Below are 19,810 nucleotides of genomic sequence, written 5' to 3'. Positions count from 1 at the left end.
AAATAAAATAGAAAATAAAAAGAAAAGGTGAGAACATGAGTCACTTATCCGAGTTTTTATCCGAAAATCATCAGCAAAACGTCGAAGAATTAAAAGAACTGCTCAGGATTCCCAGCGTAAGTTCCTTATCGGAGCATAAAGAGGACATTCAGAAAGCTGCGTCGTGGATTGCCAATAAATTAGAAAGCATTGGCATGGAACATGTTGAAATTATTCAGACAAAAGGCCATCCAATTATCTATGGGGACTGGCTTCATCAAGAAAATGCGCCGACAGTCTTAGTGTACGGCCATTATGACGTACAGCCCGTTGATCCTGTTCATTTATGGGAGACTCCTCCGTTTGAACCAACGATCCGTGATGAGAAGATCTATGCCAGAGGGGCAACCGACGACAAAGGGCAGACATTCTTACATATCAAAGCAGTCGAAACACTATTGAAATTAGAAGGTAAATTACCGGTAAACGTTAAATTTTGCATCGAAGGAGAAGAAGAGATCGGAAGTCCTCATCTTCCGCCATTTTTATTCGATAATAAAGAAAAATTAGCATGTGATGTGGTAATTATATCTGATTCTGATATGTGGGACAGAGGCGTTCCCGCTATCACCTATTCTTTACGAGGTCTATGTGCCTTGGAATTTTCCCTTAAAACCGCTAATTCTGATTTGCATTCGGGGATGTTTGGCGGAGGAGTCCAGAACGCCAACCATCAATTGGTACAGCTTCTGTCCACCCTTCATGATGCAAACGGTAAAGTAAATGTCGAACACTTCTATGATGATGTCGTCGAACTAACAGATTTTGAAAAGGAACAAATTAAAGCACTGGGTTTCGACGAAGAAAAACTAAAAAAATCGTTAGGGCTAACCGATTTAACCGGAGGGGAAAACAATTTTCCTTATCCTGAAAGAATTAGTTCCCGGCCAACCTTAGAAATCAACGGGTTATGGGGCGGATTTCAGGGAGAAGGGACAAAAACGGTCATCCCGAATGAAGCACATGCCAAAATCACCTGCCGTTTAGTCCATAATCAAAACCCTGAAAAAATTCAACAATTAATCAAAAAGCATTTGGAAGAACAAGCACCAAACGGATGTACGGTGGAGGTTTCCTTACAAGATACGGGCAATCCATTCTTAACGCCAATCGACAGTCCGATGATTCAAAAAGCAGCCGAAGCCTATGAAAACGTCTATGGAAAAGCACCAGTTTATAAAAGAGAAGGCGGTTCGATTCCAATTGTATCTGACTTTAACCAATCTCTAGATGTGCCTGTGGTCTTAATGGGATTCGGTTTGCCAGATGAAAACCTTCATGCACCAAACGAGCACTTTAACTTGGAAAACTTTGATAAAGGGATCCTGACCATTTGTTCCTTTTTCGAACTTCTTAATAAGTAAAATGGTGCCTGTCACCACCTGCGGTGGTGACAGGCCCATTTATGAGATTCGGGTGTTTAAAGTTGATAAAGAGTGTGTTGTATTGTATAGACGAGGAGTGATTTGATTCTATGAATGAAACGATTGAAATATTAAGAAACCATCGCTCAGTCAGGGAATTCAACCCTGAAAAAGAGGTAAGTGGAGACCAGATCGAAACGATTATTGAGGCGGCTTTGGCTGGTCCCAATTGGATAAATGGTCAGCAAGTAACCGTGATCGAAGTAAGGGAGCCTGAAAGAAAATCAGCTTTGGCGAAAGCAGCAGGCAACCAGAGGTGGATCGAGGAAGCTCCCGTGTTTCTAGTGTTCTGCATGGATTTTTATCGGGCGAAGCTGGCAGCTGAAAAAAATGGGACTGATTTTAAAGTCGTTGAGGACTTAGAAGCAATATTGATTGGATCCACTGATGTCGGAATCGCACTGGGAAGCGCCGTAATCGCAGCGGAATCGATGGGACTCGGAATCGTTCCAATCGGAGGATTAAGGAGAAATCCGCAAGCCTTTGTGGATGTTTTGAATCTTCCGGAATATGTTTTTCCAATTTCAGGCCTGGTTGTGGGACATCCACGAAATGTACCTGGTCAGAAACCAAGGCTGCCACTGAAGGCTACCCTTCAGAAAGAACAGTATGATGCTAAGATTCAAAAGGAAATCATTGACCAATATGATCAGACCATTTCATCCTATTTGTCACAACGGACAAATGGACAAGATTCTAGTGACTGGTCTAGTAAAATTGCTCAATTTTATGATAACGGATTTGAACAATACAGAAAAAACTCCAGTCCTGCGGTTAAAAATCAACGTTTTCAATACAAGTAGAAAAAGTGTTTGATCTATCGCATTGGATGTTGCTTTCAATCGGGTAAGCGATTTCCATGAATAAAGGAAACTTTTCATGCTCAGAGGATTAGTTTCTCTGAGCTATTTTTCATGCCAAAGAACCCATTTTTAGAAATGTCAAAAGCTCGCCTAATAGGTTTCCTCAAGTTACGGGGAATTTTGTTAGCAGACCATTGTTTAAAATCAGTTGAAAACTATTATATCGGATACCATAATATATCAAAAATTATCATCCTATTTGAGTTACAAAGGCACATGTTTGCATCGGATTTCTGTACATAACGAAGGTTTCTTCTATTAAAATAAATAAAACTATAAAAATAGATAGTAAGAAATTAAATATATTCTATTTATCGCTTATAATAGTAAATAAGAAATTTAAATAACAGAACAATACATAGTCAACTTTTGAAAGGGGATACATATTCTTGAATGCAAAATATCTGGATTTACTGGCCCAAAAGTATGATAGCGCTGAAAAAGTGGTAACAGAAATTATTAATCTCGAATCGATCCTAAATCTACCAAAAGGGACTGAACATTTTGTCAGTGATTTACACGGCGAGTACCAAGCCTTCCAACATGTATTAAGAAATGGTTCTGGTAAAGTTAAAGAGAAAATCAATGACCTGTTTCAATATATCTTATCGGAAAACCAAAGGAATGAATTTGCAACCTTAATTTATTATCCAGAAGAAAAACTGCAGCTCAAAAAAAATCATTTTTATAATGAACTAGAGTTAAATAAATGGTATACAGAAATCATTGAACGGATGATTAAGCTTATTTCTTATGCCTCTTCTAAATACACACGCTCTAAGTTACGGAAAGCTTTGCCGAATCAGTTTGTCTATATCATTGAAGAGTTGCTTTACAAGAAAAATGATTCCACCAATAAGGATGATTATTATTCAAAAATTGTCCAGCAGATCATCTCTTTAGGGCAGGCCGAAAAGCTGATTATCGGTCTTGCCTATACGACACAGCGGTTAGTGGTTGACCATCTACATGTAGTGGGGGATATCTACGACCGTGGACCTGAGCCCGATAAAATTATCGAAACGCTGATTGGTTACCATTCGGTCGATATTCAGTGGGGAAACCATGATGTCCTATGGCTGGGGGCTTTTGCTGGGTCAAAGGTATGCTTGGCTAACATTATTCGTATTTGTGCTAGATATGACAATTTAGATATTATTGAGGACGTATATGGAATCAATCTAAGACCATTACTGAATTTAGCGGAAAAGTACTACGAAGATAATCCAGCTTTTAGACCTAAGGTCCATTCCGAAAAAAAATTATCTGACTATGAACAATTGCAAATTACAAAAATCCATCAAGCTATCGCCATGATTCAATTTAAGTTGGAAATCCCAATCATCAAGAGGCGCCCGAATTTTAATATGTCCGAAAGGCAGTTACTTGAAAAAATTGATTATGAAAAGAACGAAATCACGATAAATGGAAAAACCTACCTTCTCGAAAATAGCTGCTTTGCAACGGTTAATCCAAATCAGCCAGATCAATTATTAGAAGAGGAAAAACAAGTGATCGATAAATTGTTATTTTCCGTTCAGCATTCCGAAAAGCTGGCAAGACATATGAATTTCCTAATGAAAAAAGGCAGCCTTTATTTGAAATATAACGGTAATTTGTTAATTCATGGTTGTATTCCTTTAGATGATGAAGGAAATATGGAAAAAATGACAATTGAAAATAAAACATATGCAGGCCGTGAATTACTTGATACGTTTGAATATTATTTACGATATGCTTTTAAACACCCAGAAATGACAGATGACTTGGCAACAGATATGGTTTGGTATTTATGGACCGGAGAATACTCATCTCTGTTTGGAAAAAGAGCGATGACCACCTTTGAACGATACTTTATTAAGGAAAAGGAAACACATAAGGAGAAAAAGAACCCTTATTATTACTTACGTGAAAACGAAGAAATTTGTAAAAAATTACTTGCTGAATTTGATCTCGACCCTGAGCAGGGGCATATTATCAACGGCCATACGCCAGTAAAAGAAATAGAGGGAGAAAATCCAATCAAAGCGAATGGAAGAATGATTGTCATCGATGGCGGTTTCTCAAAACCTTATCAATCTGTAACAGGTATTGCAGGGTATACGCTCCTTTATAATTCGTACGGTATGCAATTGGTAGCCCATAAACAGTTTCATTCCAAAGAAGATGTCTTATGTGACGGCACGGATGTCTTATCAGTAAAGCGGGTAGTGGATAAAGAACTGGTGCGAAAAAAGGTAAGAGAAACGAATATAGGTAAAGAGCTATTACAAGAGATTTCTATCTTGAATCGTTTGAGGGAATATCGATATATGAATTAACGAAAAGGTAATCATAAAGCATATAGTTAAATCCATCCTTTTGATTTAAAGGATGGATTTAACTATGTTTAGTACTTGACGGTAGAAAAGACTTAGTTTAGTCTTATTATCCCAAGATTCAAAAATAGTATGGAGAGATGAGGTGTAATAAGGATGAGTGCCCAAGATCAAGTGTCGGCCCGAGACCATAAAGACTTTCAAGCTGAAGTAGAGCGCTTGGAGTTTACGAAGGAATATATACGAACCGTTTTAGACATATCAAAAGAGAATAAAGAGTTTGCAGTTGAAAGTATGAAACAATCGTTTGCCGAACTGAATTCTAACGATAGCAGTACGAGCTACACCGATCTCCTCGCGAATGCGAATTTTCTGGAATTGGCTGAAAGTGAACTGAAAAGGTTAGAAAGCGTCATCGGTAAACCTTATTTTTCAAGGATTGACTTTACGAGCACTAGCACGAAGACAGAAGAAGTTTTGTACATAGGCAAAGTATCATTATTTGACCGTGTCTCGCAGCAGCCGATTATTGTCGATTGGAGGTCACCGATTGCCAATGTCTATTATGACGGACGGCTGGGAGAGGTGTCCTATGAAGCTTACGGGGAAACACAAACCGGTTACTTAGCTTTAAAAAGGCAGTATGAGATCATCGATGGATTATTAAAAGAAATCAGAGATATCGATTTAACCACCCACGATGAACTGTTGCAGAAGTCGTTGTCAGGTAAAGCTGACAATCGCTTAACAGAAATTGTTGCGACGATTCAAAATGAACAAAATGAAGTGATCCGGGCTTCTTTAACGCACCCGATTATCGTCCAAGGGGCCGCCGGAAGCGGGAAAACAACGATTGCACTCCATAGAATCTCCTACTTTCTCTATTCCTTTGGGTTTAGATTTCCTCCAGAAAAATTAATGATTCTTGCACCTAACCGACTATTTATTGATTATATCTCGGCCGTCTTACCGGAATTAGGGGTCAACAAGATTAATCAAACCACTTATATTGACTTTATGAGAAGCTGCTTGGACCAAAAACTCAAACTATTTTCGCCTAATTCCAAGCTAATCAAACTATTAGAAGCGAATCGAACCACCAAATCGATGCAATGGGTTTCAAGCTTCAAGGGCTCACTCGAATTTAAGGAACTAATCCAGCGATATATTAATGAATTGGAAGAGAAGCTTGCCCCACAAGAAGATTTTGTCGTTGAAAAATCCGTTCTAATGAAGGGCGTAAAGCTGAAAAAACTATTTTTAAAAGAATACACGTACATGCCAATCTACAAAAGGCTTGGAAAAATTAAAAACCTGTTAGAAGATGATCTAAAAAAGAAAAAGTCGATTATGTTGGCGAATCTGAACAAAAAATATGAGGAAGCACTTGAAAAAGCCCTTTATAACACGAAAATGAAGTCAGAAAAAAGGAAGCAAATAGTCGTTTCCTTAATGGAACGAAAGGAAGAGAGAAAAAAGCGGGTAGAACAAGAGGCAAAGACTGCTGTAAAAAAATATATGGATGCCTTTGTCATGAAGGATATATTCACCCTTTACAGGGAACTTATGTCTTCTCCTGAATTACTAAAAAAGCATTCCACTACTCTTTCATATCAAGAATGTAAGGTACTTAGTAAGTACTGTTTGAGGATTTTTGAACGAGGTGCTTATGAAATGGAGGATTTAGCGCCAATCTTTTTTATGAAATCAAAGCTTGAAGGCATCGAAGATAAATATAAAATGCGCAGTATTTTCATCGACGAAGCACAGGATTACAGCTATTTTCAATTTGCAGCTTTAAAGGAAGGCTTTGAGACTGACTTGTTTACGATCGTAGGGGATTTAGCCCAAGGGATTCATTCCTATCGCGGGTTAAATAGCTGGACACCGGTTTTGAAAGAAATCTTTCCGAATGCGAATTATCAAGCCTTACAAAAAAGCTATCGAACGACGGTCGAAGTCATGAATTTAGCTAACGAAATCCTGATGTTAATGGACCAGGAATTGCCTAAGGTCGAACCTGTTATTCGTCATGGCCAAAAGCCACTTTTTAAAACGATTGACACTAAGAATCAGGAACAGGTCAGGATCCTGCTCGAACAAGAGATTACTTCACTCAAAAAAGAAGAACTGCACTCGATCGCCATTATTGGACGGACAGAGAAAGAAAGTCAAAGAATATACCAGCTCTTCGAAAATAGTCATCTGCCGATTCAGTTGTTAGCGGAAAAAGAAGAAATGAAGAAGGGGTATATCGTGATTTTACCTTCTTATTTATCAAAAGGGCTGGAGTTTGATTCTGTTTTGCTCGTAAGCTTGGAGGAGTCGTATTCACTAGCAGACCTGGACATTAAATTGTTGTATGTCGCGATGACAAGGCCGATGCATCGTTTGTATTTATACGGGAAAGAGCCGGCCGATTTTTTATTAAATAAGGCTAATTCCATTCATTTCGAGATGTAAATGGATGGTAAAGGAAGTCAATTAAATGCAGGTTCTCGCCCTTTTCTGTGACAATTGAAAGTTACTTGACAGTAGGATTCCACTTATATAGGGATCCTATTTTTTGTCTATCTTAATGTTTAGTTGGAAAGCCACAGTAATGGACCAACTGTTTTGAGCTAAGTTCGTCCTGTCCATAAGTACATTCCCATAAAATAGTACATAAGATAATTTGAATTGTTGTGAGAAAGGAATGAATTAGATGTACTATACCCCTTGGAGGTATCCATACCCATATCAGCCTTATGTTAATTATGGTCATGTCCCAATGTATGATCATTATAGGAGACAGCCTGATTACTGGAATGTTTATGATGACGCAAGAAATAAGATGAAAGATTTTGGGGGGAAACCATTTGTAGTCAATATTAATGAGGCTGCTAAACAGAACAATACGTATCGTACCGCATTGTGGACAGGAAATCATTTGCAAGTTACATTGATGAGTATTAATATTGGGGAAGATATCGGTTTAGAAATTCATCCTAACATTGATCAATTCTTAAGGGTTGAACAAGGTCAAGGAGTTGTGCAAATGGGCAAGACAAAAGATAATTTAAACTTTGTTCAAAAGGTTTATGATGATTTTGCCATTATGATACCTGCTGGTACCTGGCATAATGTAACAAATACAGGTAATACCCCGTTAAAACTTTATTCGATCTACGCTCCTCCACAACATCCATTTGGTACGGTTCATTTAACTAAAGCACAGGCTTTTGCGGCAGAATCATAGAATGAATAAATTTCTTCCCATAAAAAAGAATCAGGATCCTTCATTATTAAGAGGATCCTGAAATTATTATATCAGCTAAAAAATTTAAAAATGGCATACTGAAGCAGGGCCAGAAAAAATAAAAAGGAAAAATTGTAGATTGTAAATTTTGTTAAATACGGTTTACCCTCGCTGGGATTTGCTTGAATATATAATTTGTAAGAGATGACACTGGCTAGTGAAGCAATAAGTGTTCCAAGTCCACCGATATTGACTCCCAATAACAAAGGCTTCCAGTCATTAGTAAAGTGAGAAAGCAGTATAGAGGCAGGTACATTACTAATAATTTGACTAAAAAGGATAGAACTAAAAAAGATAGAAGCAGGGTTTTTTAGGCTTGTATTTGCAAATGTCTGTACAGCCGCAGCATGAGATAGATTGCCAATAAAAATAAAAAAACAGATAAAGGTTAAAAGCAATAAATAATCTACCTTTAGTAATAATTCTTTGTTTAATAGAAGGGCAATCAATAACGTCACTATCAAGGCAATCTCATCGTTTAAAATTCCAAAAATTGAAGCAATAATAATTGCAAGGACCACTCCCCAAACCGCTGTCTTTTTCCCATTTACAACCCTAACCGGCTCAAGGTCTACATTCAACTTTGATCCATTTTGTCTTCGAATAAGGAAATAGAGAGAACTAAAACCCAGGATAGCCATAAAGGCAACCGTTGTAAAAAAAGACAACGGTTTAATCCCAAAATAAGAATATAGAAACAAATTTTGCGGATTTCCCATTGGAGTCAAACTGCTGCCAATATTTGCTGCAATGGTTTGAAGAATCACCGTCTCCATCATAGGTAAATTCGTCTTTTTGCTAATCAAAAGAGTCAAAGGGACAAAAGTAAGTAAGGCTACATCGTTAGTAACGATCATCGAGCTAAAAAAGCATAACAAAATAAGAATCGATGAAACAGATTTACGATTCTTACATTTATTTAAAAGACTAATCGCCAATTTATCCAATACTTTAAGTTCTTCGAAAGCTTTAATAGCAAGCATAAGATTAAATAAACAAATTAGTACATGAAAATTAATGTATTCCAGTTTGGGCGGCTGAATGGCACAGCTTAGAACCGCAAGTACTAAGGATATAGTAAAGACGAGGTCTTTTTTTAGGAAATCAAATAGGAACGCTAATTTGTTTTTTTGTTGTATCAATATAGTTTCTTTCATTGCATCATCACCTAAAATCATACTAATCTAAAACCGAACCTTATGATTCTATCATGTATATAAATAGTTGGGTAGAGAATATCCTTTATGATTGTGTGATTCTTTATCATTAAAGTTTATTTTAATTTTGAACCAAAAAAGGGAATTCCAAGAAAAACGCTTGGAATCCCTAGTACTTTGTTTTCTTATGTTATTTTTTTAATCGAAATGGTACGGTTGAAACAATCACATTTTTTTGATAAATGAGATAGAGTCGTAACAATAAACTTGATTGGTTATGCAAGAAATCGTGCCATCTTTTTTTTGTAATAAATTGAGGAATTAATACCGTAATTGTGTATTTTTGTTCATTGGCCTTTTCCTCAACGATTTCGATAAAGCGTGCAATCGGTCGTAATAAACTTCTGTAGGATGTATACAAAGTCACAAGACGAATATCTGGCTGCCATTCCATCCATTTATCCTCCATTTGTTTCTCACTCTCACGGTCAAAAGCTACATAAACGGCAATAACGGAGTCACCAATTAACTTCGCATAGTTTAAGGAGTTTTCGACCACCTTAGAAATCCCAGCTACCGGGACAATGACAATGTTCCCCTCTAACGGCAGAGCTTCATCACCTGCAGTTATCCTAAGTTGTTCACCAACGGCATCATAATGCCTTTTAATCCGATGGCACACAAAGACAATAATCGGTAAGAAGATGAGAATATACCAGACTTGAGAAAACTTTGTGATAAAGAAAATGATTACAACCGTGAAAGTAATCAGCGCGCCAATTAGATTTATGGTCATTTTCAATTGCCAGCCAGAAGGCTTCTCTCTCATCCATTTCACAATCATACCTGTTTGCGACAGGGTGAAAGGGATGAATACCCCTACTGCGTAAAGGGGAATAAGTTGTTCTGTTGCTCCTTCAAAGATGATAATCAATAGAATAGATGCAACACTTAGCGTAAGGATTCCGTTTGAATAACCAAGTCGATCGCCGCGATTTAGGAACATTCTCGGTATATACTTGTCTGTCGCGAAGTTAACCGCTAACATAGGGAAAGCAGAAAATCCGGTGTTTGCAGCAAGTACCAAAATAAGAGCCGTAGTTCCCTGGATGAAAAAGTATAGGAAATTTCTCCCGAAAATTTTAGATGCCATCTGGGAAACAACCGTTTCATCTGCTTTAGGGGAAATCCCCAGCCAATAGGCTAAAAACATCGTTCCCGTGAAAAGAACCGCTAATATGGCCCCCATAATCATTAACGTATGAACGGCATTTTTAGCTTCAGGTTCCTTGAAATTAGGAACCGCATTTGAAACAGCCTCTACTCCTGTAAGTGCCGAGCAGCCTGATGAAAAGGCGCGCAATAGGAAAAATAAACTTATCCCGGGAACAGCCGTCCCGATCGGTGTATGTAAATGGGATGGAATATGTCCGTTAACAATTTGCCACAGTCCCACTACAATCAAAAGGACTAACGCCAGGACAAAGATATAGACGGGATAGGCGAGAACAGAAGCAGATTCCGTAATACCTCTGAGATTCAAAATCGTAATCAAAATAACTAAGAAGGATGCGATAACCACATTATAGGGATGTAATAGAGGGAATGCCGATGTAATGGCATCGGTTCCGGCTGAAACACTGACGGCGACTGTTAAGATATAATCGACTAATAATGAGCTGCCTGCTACAAGTCCTGCATTTTTCCCCAAGTTACTTTTCGAGACAACATAGGCACCACCGCCATGAGGGTAAGCGTAGATAATCTGACGATAGGATAAAATGAGCGCAGCTAAAAGGATGAGGACACCTACTCCAATTGGTATCGAATACCAGAGCGCAATAAGACCTAAAGTGGATAGGACAATGATGATTTGTTCTGGACCGTAGGCCACAGAAGATAGGGCATCGGATGACAGGATGGCAAGTGCTTTTAATTTACCTAATCGTTGTTCGCCTAATTCACTTGTTTTCAGCGGTTTACCAATTAAGGCTCGTTTAAATATTGAATAACGCATAAGGTCCCCCGTAGTGTAAGCATTTGAACTGCAATTAACTAACTTATAGGATTATATTACCCGATAATTCCCTTAAAAGTCATTTATGTAATGCAAACCCAAAAAAGAACACTAAGCTTTTAGTTGGTACCTTAAAAACTACAACATTTTAAAAAAATAAGCCGCCAAATTGGCGGCTTAATGACTAATGTTGAACTTGCTTTTGCTGCTCCATGACCTTCTTATGTGAAGGAAGGAAGAAGGTTGCAATGAGGTTCGCGACCCCGATAAAAAACACAAGAATAAACACTAAGTGCATTCCATGGGCAAGCCCTTCATGGATCATGGTAATCACGTTTGCAGGAAGCTTATTTATGGTTTCAGAGCTTAAGACATTACTAATATTGCCTCCTCCGCTCCAACCACCGCCTGCATGTTCTTTCCCATAATTAATTAAGGAGTTGTTAAAAATAGTTCCAAAGACAGCGACCCCGACCGTTTGGCCAATCGACCTAGTGAACGTGTTGGATGCCGTTGCCGCACCACGCATTTGCCAGCCAACCGCCGATTGAACGAGAACGGTGGTTGGAGTGGTCGCGTAACCCATTCCAAGACCAATTACAATCATAATTCCTACAAAGTACCAGTACGGGGAGTCCAGCTCCACAGCCAGCAGCCATGTCCCACCTAGGGCAATCAATACAGCACCAAGGATGGCCGTTAACTTAGAACCAATTTTATACATATAACGACCAGCAAAAGTAGCACCTAAGGGCCATGCGATCGACATTGGCATAAGCGTAAGTCCTGAGCTCGTTGCACTGTGTCCGAGAATCGTTTGGATCCACATGGGCAAATAAACATTGACGCCAATCAGGACAGAAGCGGCTAGAAAACCGATGAGATTAGAAACGAGAATCACTGGAATCTTGAATAAGGATGGAGGAAGCATCGGTTCTTTTACTTTGGTTTCGATATAACCAAATAGCACAATAAAAATCACCGCTACAGCAAACAGGATGTAAATGGCTGTAGAATTCCATGCATATTTCTGGCCCGGACCTGCATTGAGTAGAGCGTATAATAGAGTCGAAATTCCAAATGTAAACGTAATTGCTCCAAGATAATCAATTTTACGGTCCTTTTTCAATTCAACTGTTTCGTGGAAGAAGACAGTGATTAACACAAGCGAGACTAAACCGACCGGCAAATTAATATAGAAAATCCAACGCCAGCTGATTTGGTCCACGAAGAAACCGCCTACTAAAGGGCCAAGTAGACCTGCGATTCCCCAGACAGCACTAAATACTCCCTGCATTTTGGCTCTCTGCTCGCCAGGGTAGAGGTCACCAATAATCGTAAAGGTTAACGGCATGACAGCCCCCGCACCAATTCCTTGAAAAGCTCGGAACCAAATTAATTGAGTCATCGTATGAGCAGCACCTGACAACATTGATCCTGCCACAAATAGAATAACTCCCGTGATAAAAATTTTTTTACGGCCGAATAAATCAGCTAATTTACCGTAAATAGGTGTTGTTACCGAAGTGGTCAGTGTATAGATGGCAAATACCCAGCTGATTAATTTTAACCCGCTCAGGTCACTGACAATCCGCGGCATGGCGGTACTGACAACCGTGACATCAATCGCGACTAATAGAATCGCAACCAACATTGCAACGGTTACCATTTTACGATTCGTTGTTGTTTTTGGCATGTTTTGTCTCCTTTATTTTTAAATAACTAAGGTAAAAGTCCTTTTGTTTGTCAAGTTATTGACTAAATTAGTTTAAGTTATCCTTACAACTTAGTCAACTACTTGACTAAGTTTTTTCACTGCATTAAGATAATCATAATCTATGGACCGGAGGTTTGTATGGAAGAAGTAAAAACAAACATTACGTTAGATATTTTTAGGATATCCAATCTCTTAAGCAGATATGGAGCAAAGATAGTTTCGGAGGTTGGCCTGACTAGCATACAGCAATGGGTGATTCTAAGAACCATCATGAATAGGGGAGAAATTTCTATTGGTGAACTAAAAGAGGAAATGCTGGTAACAAAACAAAATATGACCGGTATGATCAATCGTTTGCAGCAATTAAATCTAGTTACCCTCTTTCAAGACCCTGAAGATAAAAGACGAACGCGAGTGAAAATAACAGAGGAAGGAATCCATGTGTATGAGCAACTGAAATCGTTACGAAATGATTTTAATGCAGAGACTTATCATATTTACAATGATCAAGAAATAATGGTTTTAAGTGATTTACTCGGCCGGCTTGTGGAGCATTTGAAAGTGGAGTAATCTATCAAAACACTCGAAAAATAAGCCAACAGCAAGCCAATAGAGCTTGTTGACGACCGACCATCAAAAAAATGTGTAAACAAAGTAGTCAATAAAGCCTATTGACGACCGACCACCAAAAAAATAAGGCAACAGAGTAGTCAATAGAGCTCATTGACGACCGACCATCCAAAAAATAAGACAATAGAGTAGTCAATGGAGCTTATTGACGACCGACCATACAAATAATAGGTCACCTGGGTAGTCAATAGGCCTTATAAAATGTAAATATATGTGGGTTTCTTAGTTCAAACCTTCATACTACGGTAAATGATATTTTTCGATATATAATAACTACGAGGAGGGTGATAAATATGAAAGCCATTCAAGTTACAGAATTTGGCGGACCTGAGAAATTAGTATTTACCGACGTTGAGGAAGTAGTTGCAGGAAAGGGAGAGGTATTTGTTCGTTTATATGCCGCGGGTGTGAATCCGAGTGATACTTACACCTTAACAGGTACATATGCATTTAGTGTTCCTCAGTTGCCCTATACCCCAGGCTTAGACGGTGCTGGGATTGTGGAGGCGGTTGGAGAAGAAGTTACGAATGTTCGTGTTGGTGATCGTGTATTTATTGCGTCTTTAATGGGAGGTAAAAGTACAGGTACATTTGCTCAAAAAGTTGTCTGTGATGCAGCTTCGGTTCATCCATTACCGGACCAGGTCTCCTTTGAACAAGGTGCAGCATTAGGGGTACCGGCATTAACCGCCTATCGTGCACTATTTCAACGTGCTTGTCTAAAGCCTGGACAAACCGTTCTTATTCATGGAGCCAGTGGCGGGGTTGGATTACAGGCTGTGCAAATGGCGAAAGCTCACGGTGCTACAGTGATTGGAACGGCAAGCAAGCCAGAGGGCAAAAAAATGGTCCAGCAAGCTGGAGCAGATTTAGTTATAGATCATGTGACAGAAGCAACGACTGAAGAGGTGCGGGCCTTAATGGATGGCAATGGACCTAATGTTATTATTGAGTTTTTAGCCAATAAGAATTTAGAAACCGATTTAAAGCTGATTGCACCATTTGGCAAAATCGTCATTATTGGAAATCGCGGTTCTATCGAAATAAATCCACGTCTTGCCATGCAAAAGGAATGTGATATTTTAGCAACCGCTCTTTGGAATGCCCCAAAAGAGGAATATGAACAAAGCATTCATGGTGTCATTGGCATGCTGACAAGTGGTGCACTTCGTCCGGTTATTGGGACAACGATGCCGCTCCAGCAAGCGTCGCAAGGCTTTGAACAGCTAGAAAAAGGGATAGGAAATGGGAAACTTGTTCTGACAATTGACTGATTAGGTTATAAAAACGAAAAAAATAAAGGGAAAGCCACTGACTTTCCCTTTATCCTTCATCCCAGCAGGGACCCCAGTCTATTATTAAACTAATGCACTTCCTTGAGCATCAACTGAGCTGTTCATGAACATTTCTAAGTCGGCTTTTGTATTGGAAATGCCGCCTACACCAAAATTCTCAATTAAGAAGTTTGTTACGTTTGGTGACAAGAAAGCTGGTAAGGTTGGGCCAACGTGAATATTCTTCACACCTAGGTAAAGTAAAGATAAGAAAACGATCACCGCTTTTTGCTCATACCATGCGATATTATAAGATAATGGTAATTCATTGACACTTTCTAATCCAAATGCCTCTTTCAGCTTCAATGCCGTCATAACGAGAGAGTAGGAATCGTTACATTGACCGGCATCAAGTACTCTTGGAATACCGTTAATATCACCTAAATCCAGCTTATTGTAGCGATATTTTGCACAACCGGCTGTTAGTATGATCGTATCTTTTGGAAGCTCTTCGGCAAACTCTTTATAATACGTTCTGCTCTTATGGCGGCCATCACAGCCAGCCATGACAAAGAATCGTTTAATATCACCGTTTTTCACTGCTTCTACCACTTGATCAGCTACTTGAGCCACTTGATTATGCGCAAATCCTCCAATAATTTCACCGGTTTCAATTTCTACTGGCGGCTCACATTTCTTTGCATGCTCAATAATAACCGAGAAATCCTTTGTACCATCTTCATTTTTAGGAATATAAGTTACACCTTCAACAGCCGTTGCTCCAGTGGTATACATTCTGCCTTTATACGATTCCTTTGGCGGTACAATACAGTTAGTTGTCATTAGAATTGGACCGTTAAATTTCTCAAATTCACGAGTTTGTTCCCACCATGCGTTTCCGTAGTTACCGACAAAGTGGTCATATTTTTTGAATGCTGGGTAATAATGCGCTGGAAGCATTTCGCTATGTGTATAAACATCTACTCCCGTACCTTCCGTTTGCTTTAATAACTGTTCCATATCTTTCAGGTCATGGCCGCTCACTAAGATTCCTGGATTTTGGCGTACACCAATGTTTACTTTCGTCATTTCAGGATGACCATACGTGGATGTATTGGCTGTATCTAAAAGCTCCATGGCATGAACGCCGTACTTTCCACATTCCATGGAAAGGTCAATTAATTGTTCCATACTTACGGAATCATCTGTAATCATGGCAAGTGCTTTTTGCATAAACGCATTTAACTCTTCATTTTCATAGTAAAGGTTTGCTGCATGCTCTAAATAGGCAGCCATTCCTTTTAAACCGTAAGTCACTAACTCTCTTAATGAACGAATATCTTCATCTCTTGTCGCTAAAATACTAACTTCTTGAGAAGCAGATTTCACTTCAAGCTCATAATTGGTTTCACCATTCCAAGTGACAAAATCGCTATGGTTGTCTAACGAATACCCTGCATTTGTGATTGCTGCTTTAATTTCTTCGCGGAGCTTTAATCCTTCTCTTACTGTAGTAAAAAATTCATTTTTATCCCAGTTTGCATTGGTAATGGTCATAAAAAGACCGTTTACGACAAATACATCTGTTTTCTTTTGATTGATCCCGATTTTACGAGCGATTGTATTCACAATCGATACTCCTTTAATGGTGTAAATCAATAAATCTTGCATATTTGCTAAATCATCTTTTTTTCCACAGACTCCAACAACGGTACAACCTGTTCCCTTTGAAGTTTCCTGACATTGAAAACAAAACATACTCATTTTTTAATTCCTCCAAAGAATCAATATCGATTTCAAATTCATTTACAATTTCTCTTAGTTAGTTTGAATGATTGAATAAGGGTCAAAAGCAATTAACAATATAATCAGCTTATTTACATTGTCATTATAGATTCATTGATTTTAAATTTGGAGTTCTTTAAGAATCTGTTCATAAACAAGTCAAAAAGATTTGAACACTTCGTGACAAAGGATAAGTGGGTGGAATTTGAAGTCGAGCAGTCTATTAATAATGAATCCTTTAAATGAAGTAGAAATAAAAAAGAAGCTGACTCAAAAGGTCGATCATTACGACTCTTATGGGTCAGCTTTTTTATTTCCTCAGTCATGATTACGGAGGAATACCAGGGAGAAGGAAGATTCCTATTTCATTTGTAATAATGCTTCTGCCAGATGTTTCCGAAAGTATTGTACAAGTGGACCGGTACCAAAGGCAATGATGACAGTAGCAACTCCCACAACTGCTCCAAAGGAAAAACCAAGCGCAACAGCTAATACATCAGTGATCATTCGGGCGAGTGCAAATGGAATTTTGTCATGCGATAATTTCTGAATGATTAGTGGCAGGGCATCGTAAGGCGCTATGCCTAAATCGGAGGTCATATAAAGGGCAACTCCCATTGCCACGAAAAGGATGGCAATAACAAGGAAAATACTTCTTGTCATGAACAGTGGGGTAGAGCCGAATAACTTATAATAGCCATATAAAAAGAAATCGGAAAAAAAGCCGATTCCTACCATGTTAACGATCGTACCCATCCCAATCGTATGTCGAACAAATATAAATACAATAATCAGTAAGATTAAATTAAATAGTAATTGATAAATACCGAACGAAACATGTAAAAATCCACTTAATCCTAAATTCATCGTACTGCAAGGGTCAGTACCAAAATTACTTAATCGCAAAAGGGAAACAGCAATCCCTATAAATAAATTACCGACCAGCATCATCCAAAATCTTCTCCAATTAAATACATGCACGAAAATTTCCTCTGCTTTCATGGTAGTTGAATTTTTTTGCCTACCAATGAAATAATAGCCCTTTCATAGAAAAACTAGCAACCTATTTATTTTCTAATTCAAAGGAATTGTTGTACGAACTGAGTATGTCAAAAATAGCCACATTTCTCCAATTGCTAAAAAGCAAGGGAATCAAGCACAACTTGATATAAAAAAGAGGACGATCTTAACAGCGATTGAGATAGAAGTACCCGAACGAATGATTGGAAATTCATTGAGCAGTTTAGATTTTTCGAGAAAATATGGACTTACAGTCTCTTTTAAAATACGAGATGGAGAGCCTATATTAACTCACTTTGTAGAAATTCCTTTTCAAAATGGGGATTATTTCTATATCATTGGAGAAAACACGAACATAAACAAATTTAAGAAGAAATTTCTATAGACCTAACTTGGGCAAGTATTCATAGAGTACCTGTGCGATTTAAATACATTAATTTTCTAGGGCGATGCTTGCATTAGGGCATCGCCTTTTTTACAGTTTGATATTGGAAGAAATTCTGGATATAAAAAGTATACTTGCTTCTCAATTTTCAAAAAATAGATAAATCGATATCTCACGAGCTAAAGATTTGAATGTTACTCAATTATAAATTAAACTTAAATTAAGTAACATTGAAGGAGTAATGCTGAGGTGGAAACAGTCGATGCACTTAGAGACCTGGAACAAATACATTCCATAAAAGAACACCTTAAAAAACAATCCTATCGGGATTATTTATTGTTTGTTGTTGGAATCAATACAGGTCTAAAAATATCTGAACTGCTTTTGATTAAGGTAAAGGAACTTTTTAATGGCGAGGGAGAAATTAAGGATTTTTATCATTACTCAGAAATGGAGAGTGAAAGGAGGAAGACCGTATTTTTAAATAACAAAGTGAAGGAAGCTGTAATCTCTTACTTAACTCAAGTCAACAGAGAAGAACAGATTTATTTATTCCAATCACGTAAGTTTAAACAACCGATTACGCGGCAGCAGGCCTATCGAATTATTCATGATGCTGCTGTAAAGGTAGGCATTGAAGGAAAGATTGGGACGAATTCACTGGCAAAGACGTTTGGATTTCATGCATTCAAACAAGGTGTTTCGATTGCACTTTTACAAAAACATTTTAACCATTCAACACCAGCAGAGACTCTGAAATTTTTAGGGATCACGAAAGATGACATGATTACCACTCAGATCGATGTGAATTTGTAAGTTCTAATTTTTCAGTGGAAGAGAGGAATTTGATGAATACAAACAAAATACATAAACCGAATAAACTAAAATTGATCCTGCGAGGTTTGATGGTCATTATCGGGGGATTTATTGCTGCATACGGACTAGAAACGGTCCTTATTCCAAACAACGTATCGGATGGGGGAGTAACGGGGCTAAGTATTGTTGGTTCAGAACTATTTGATTTACCATTAGGAGTTCTTATTGCTATCATAAACCTTCCTTTTATCTGGTTAGGTTATAAACAAATTGGAAAAAGTTTTGCCTTATTTTCGATTATTGGAATTGTGTCACTAGCGGTTGGTACAATTCTCATGCATCATACCCCGGCTATTATTGAAGGGGATACGTTGTTAATTACCGTTGTTGGCGGAATTATCATTGGATTTGGGATGGGCTTAGCCTTACGTAATGGTGGAGCATTAGATGGTATTGACATGCTTGCAGTTCTGCTCTCACGAAAATTACCATTTGGTACAAGTGATCTCATTCTATTCCTAAATATATTTGTGTTTATTTTCGTTTCGATTGTTTTTGGTCTGCAAGGGGCGATTCTTTCAGCAATTGCTTACTTTATTGCTTCAAAAGTTATTCACATTGTGGAAGAGGGGCTAAGTGGTTCGAAAACCTTTAATATTATCACCGCTCAACCTGAAGTAATGGTAGAGACCATTCGTGATCGTTTAGGCCGCAGTGCCACGTATAAAGTAGCGTATGGAGGTTTTTCACATGAAAAATTTAAAGAAATCACCTGTGTGATTAACCGCTTAGAAGAAACGAAACTTAAAGAAATTATTAATGAACAGGATCCTAAAGCCTTTGTTACAGTCTATGATGTAGCAGAAGTAAAAGGCGGTAACTTTAAAAAGCATAATATTCATTAGATGAAGTTAATAACCATTCAACAACCGTCCTAATCGACTAAGGTGCAAGAATGGATAACTGGCTGCCAGCAATTTGGCAGCTTTTTTTATTACATCCTAAGTAGAAATACCAAAGTGACAACTACTTTGGAATATGAAAAATATGGTAAAACCATCTTATAA

General features: G+C 38.2%; 15 protein-coding genes. 10 read left to right on the top strand and 5 right to left on the bottom strand.

Annotated elements, in window-relative coordinates:
• Window positions 1-35: 35 nt before the first annotated feature.
• The 5 genes from V7077_RS06685 (at window position 36) to V7077_RS06665 (ending at window position 7,882) form a co-directional block, all read left to right on the top strand.
• Entirely contained in the window at window positions 36-1,403 is a 1,368-nt protein-coding gene (locus V7077_RS06685) for a dipeptidase (RefSeq protein WP_335499666.1), read from the top strand.
• Between the two features lie 110 nt (window positions 1,404-1,513).
• The gene (locus tag V7077_RS06680; RefSeq protein WP_335499665.1) at window positions 1,514-2,266 is read left to right on the top strand and encodes an NADPH-dependent oxidoreductase; all 753 of its coding nucleotides are present in this window, start codon (window positions 1,514-1,516) and stop codon (window positions 2,264-2,266) included.
• Window positions 2,267-2,715: 449 nt separating this feature from the next.
• Window positions 2,716-4,647, top strand: coding sequence for a fructose-1,6-bisphosphatase (locus tag V7077_RS06675; protein ID WP_335499663.1), 1,932 nt, complete (start codon window positions 2,716-2,718; stop codon window positions 4,645-4,647).
• A 153-nt stretch (window positions 4,648-4,800) separates the two neighbouring features.
• Window positions 4,801-7,107 (top strand): RNA polymerase recycling motor HelD, encoded by a 2,307-nt coding sequence (helD, locus tag V7077_RS06670; protein WP_335499661.1) that lies wholly within the window; start codon window positions 4,801-4,803, stop codon window positions 7,105-7,107.
• A 241-nt stretch (window positions 7,108-7,348) separates the two neighbouring features.
• Entirely contained in the window at window positions 7,349-7,882 is a 534-nt protein-coding gene (locus V7077_RS06665; RefSeq protein ID WP_335499659.1) for a cupin domain-containing protein, read from the top strand.
• Window positions 7,883-7,953: 71 nt separating this feature from the next.
• Here the strand turns inward: V7077_RS06665 and V7077_RS06660 are convergent, their stop codons facing one another.
• The 3 genes from V7077_RS06660 to V7077_RS06650 form a co-directional block, all read right to left on the bottom strand.
• A complete protein-coding gene (locus V7077_RS06660; protein ID WP_335499657.1) occupies window positions 7,954-9,099 on the bottom strand; it encodes an SLC13 family permease in 1,146 nt (381 codons plus the stop codon).
• Between the two features lie 190 nt (window positions 9,100-9,289).
• Window positions 9,290-11,116 (bottom strand): APC family permease, encoded by a 1,827-nt coding sequence (locus V7077_RS06655; protein WP_335499655.1) that lies wholly within the window; start codon window positions 11,114-11,116, stop codon window positions 9,290-9,292.
• A 184-nt stretch (window positions 11,117-11,300) separates the two neighbouring features.
• A complete protein-coding gene (locus tag V7077_RS06650) occupies window positions 11,301-12,812 on the bottom strand; it encodes an MDR family MFS transporter (protein ID WP_335499654.1) in 1,512 nt (503 codons plus the stop codon).
• Window positions 12,813-12,971: 159 nt separating this feature from the next.
• On the opposite strand from V7077_RS06650, the gene V7077_RS06645 reads away from it, so the two are divergent.
• Window positions 12,972-13,403: a MarR family winged helix-turn-helix transcriptional regulator gene (locus tag V7077_RS06645; RefSeq protein ID WP_335499652.1), complete on the top strand. Its 432-nt coding sequence runs from the start codon at window positions 12,972-12,974 to the stop codon at window positions 13,401-13,403.
• A 353-nt stretch (window positions 13,404-13,756) separates the two neighbouring features.
• Window positions 13,757-14,737 (top strand): NADPH:quinone reductase, encoded by a 981-nt coding sequence (locus V7077_RS06640; RefSeq protein ID WP_335499650.1) that lies wholly within the window; start codon window positions 13,757-13,759, stop codon window positions 14,735-14,737.
• An 84-nt stretch (window positions 14,738-14,821) separates the two neighbouring features.
• On the opposite strand, the gene hcp is transcribed toward V7077_RS06640, so the two are convergent.
• Together hcp and V7077_RS06630 are read right to left on the bottom strand one after the other, a co-directional pair.
• Window positions 14,822-16,495: a hydroxylamine reductase gene (gene hcp / locus V7077_RS06635; RefSeq protein WP_335499752.1), complete on the bottom strand. Its 1,674-nt coding sequence runs from the start codon at window positions 16,493-16,495 to the stop codon at window positions 14,822-14,824.
• Window positions 16,496-16,882: 387 nt separating this feature from the next.
• Window positions 16,883-17,473, bottom strand: coding sequence for a YczE/YyaS/YitT family protein (locus tag V7077_RS06630; protein ID WP_335499648.1), 591 nt, complete (start codon window positions 17,471-17,473; stop codon window positions 16,883-16,885).
• A 136-nt stretch (window positions 17,474-17,609) separates the two neighbouring features.
• Between V7077_RS06630 and V7077_RS27710 the strand changes: the two genes are divergently transcribed.
• The 3 genes from V7077_RS27710 (at window position 17,610) to V7077_RS06620 (ending at window position 19,648) form a co-directional block, all read left to right on the top strand.
• The gene (locus tag V7077_RS27710) at window positions 17,610-17,927 is read left to right on the top strand and encodes a TrkA C-terminal domain-containing protein (protein ID WP_420489619.1); all 318 of its coding nucleotides are present in this window, start codon (window positions 17,610-17,612) and stop codon (window positions 17,925-17,927) included.
• Window positions 17,928-18,176: 249 nt separating this feature from the next.
• A complete protein-coding gene (locus V7077_RS06625; RefSeq protein WP_335499646.1) occupies window positions 18,177-18,743 on the top strand; it encodes a tyrosine-type recombinase/integrase in 567 nt (188 codons plus the stop codon).
• 32 nt (window positions 18,744-18,775) lie between these two features.
• Entirely contained in the window at window positions 18,776-19,648 is an 873-nt protein-coding gene (locus V7077_RS06620; RefSeq protein WP_335499645.1) for a YitT family protein, read from the top strand.
• The last annotated feature ends 162 nt before the right edge of the window (window positions 19,649-19,810 follow it).

The sequence above is a fragment of the Neobacillus vireti genome (assembly GCF_036962465.1).
Classification (GTDB): Bacteria; Bacillota; Bacilli; order Bacillales; family Cytobacillaceae; genus Neobacillus; species Neobacillus vireti_B.
This window is presented reverse-complemented; position numbering and strand designations above follow the sequence as displayed.

What these genes read in the sequence shown, in the direction of transcription:
- V7077_RS06660 (WP_335499657.1), bottom strand. Translation starts at nt 9,099, where the DNA reads ATGAAAGAAACTATATTGATACAACAAAAAAACAAATTAGCGTTCCTA.
- V7077_RS06680 (WP_335499665.1), top strand. Translation starts at nt 1,514, where the DNA reads ATGAATGAAACGATTGAAATATTAAGAAACCATCGCTCAGTCAGGGAA.
- helD (WP_335499661.1), top strand. Translation starts at nt 4,801, where the DNA reads ATGAGTGCCCAAGATCAAGTGTCGGCCCGAGACCATAAAGACTTTCAA.
- V7077_RS06685 (WP_335499666.1), top strand. Translation starts at nt 36, where the DNA reads ATGAGTCACTTATCCGAGTTTTTATCCGAAAATCATCAGCAAAACGTC.
- V7077_RS06630 (WP_335499648.1), bottom strand. Translation starts at nt 17,473, where the DNA reads ATGATGCTGGTCGGTAATTTATTTATAGGGATTGCTGTTTCCCTTTTG.
- V7077_RS06655 (WP_335499655.1), bottom strand. Translation starts at nt 11,116, where the DNA reads ATGCGTTATTCAATATTTAAACGAGCCTTAATTGGTAAACCGCTGAAA.
- hcp (WP_335499752.1), bottom strand. Translation starts at nt 16,495, where the DNA reads ATGTTTTGTTTTCAATGTCAGGAAACTTCAAAGGGAACAGGTTGTACC.
- V7077_RS06640 (WP_335499650.1), top strand. Translation starts at nt 13,757, where the DNA reads ATGAAAGCCATTCAAGTTACAGAATTTGGCGGACCTGAGAAATTAGTA.
- V7077_RS06620 (WP_335499645.1), top strand. Translation starts at nt 18,776, where the DNA reads ATGAATACAAACAAAATACATAAACCGAATAAACTAAAATTGATCCTG.
- V7077_RS06645 (WP_335499652.1), top strand. Translation starts at nt 12,972, where the DNA reads ATGGAAGAAGTAAAAACAAACATTACGTTAGATATTTTTAGGATATCC.
- V7077_RS06665 (WP_335499659.1), top strand. Translation starts at nt 7,349, where the DNA reads ATGTACTATACCCCTTGGAGGTATCCATACCCATATCAGCCTTATGTT.
- V7077_RS06650 (WP_335499654.1), bottom strand. Translation starts at nt 12,812, where the DNA reads ATGCCAAAAACAACAACGAATCGTAAAATGGTAACCGTTGCAATGTTG.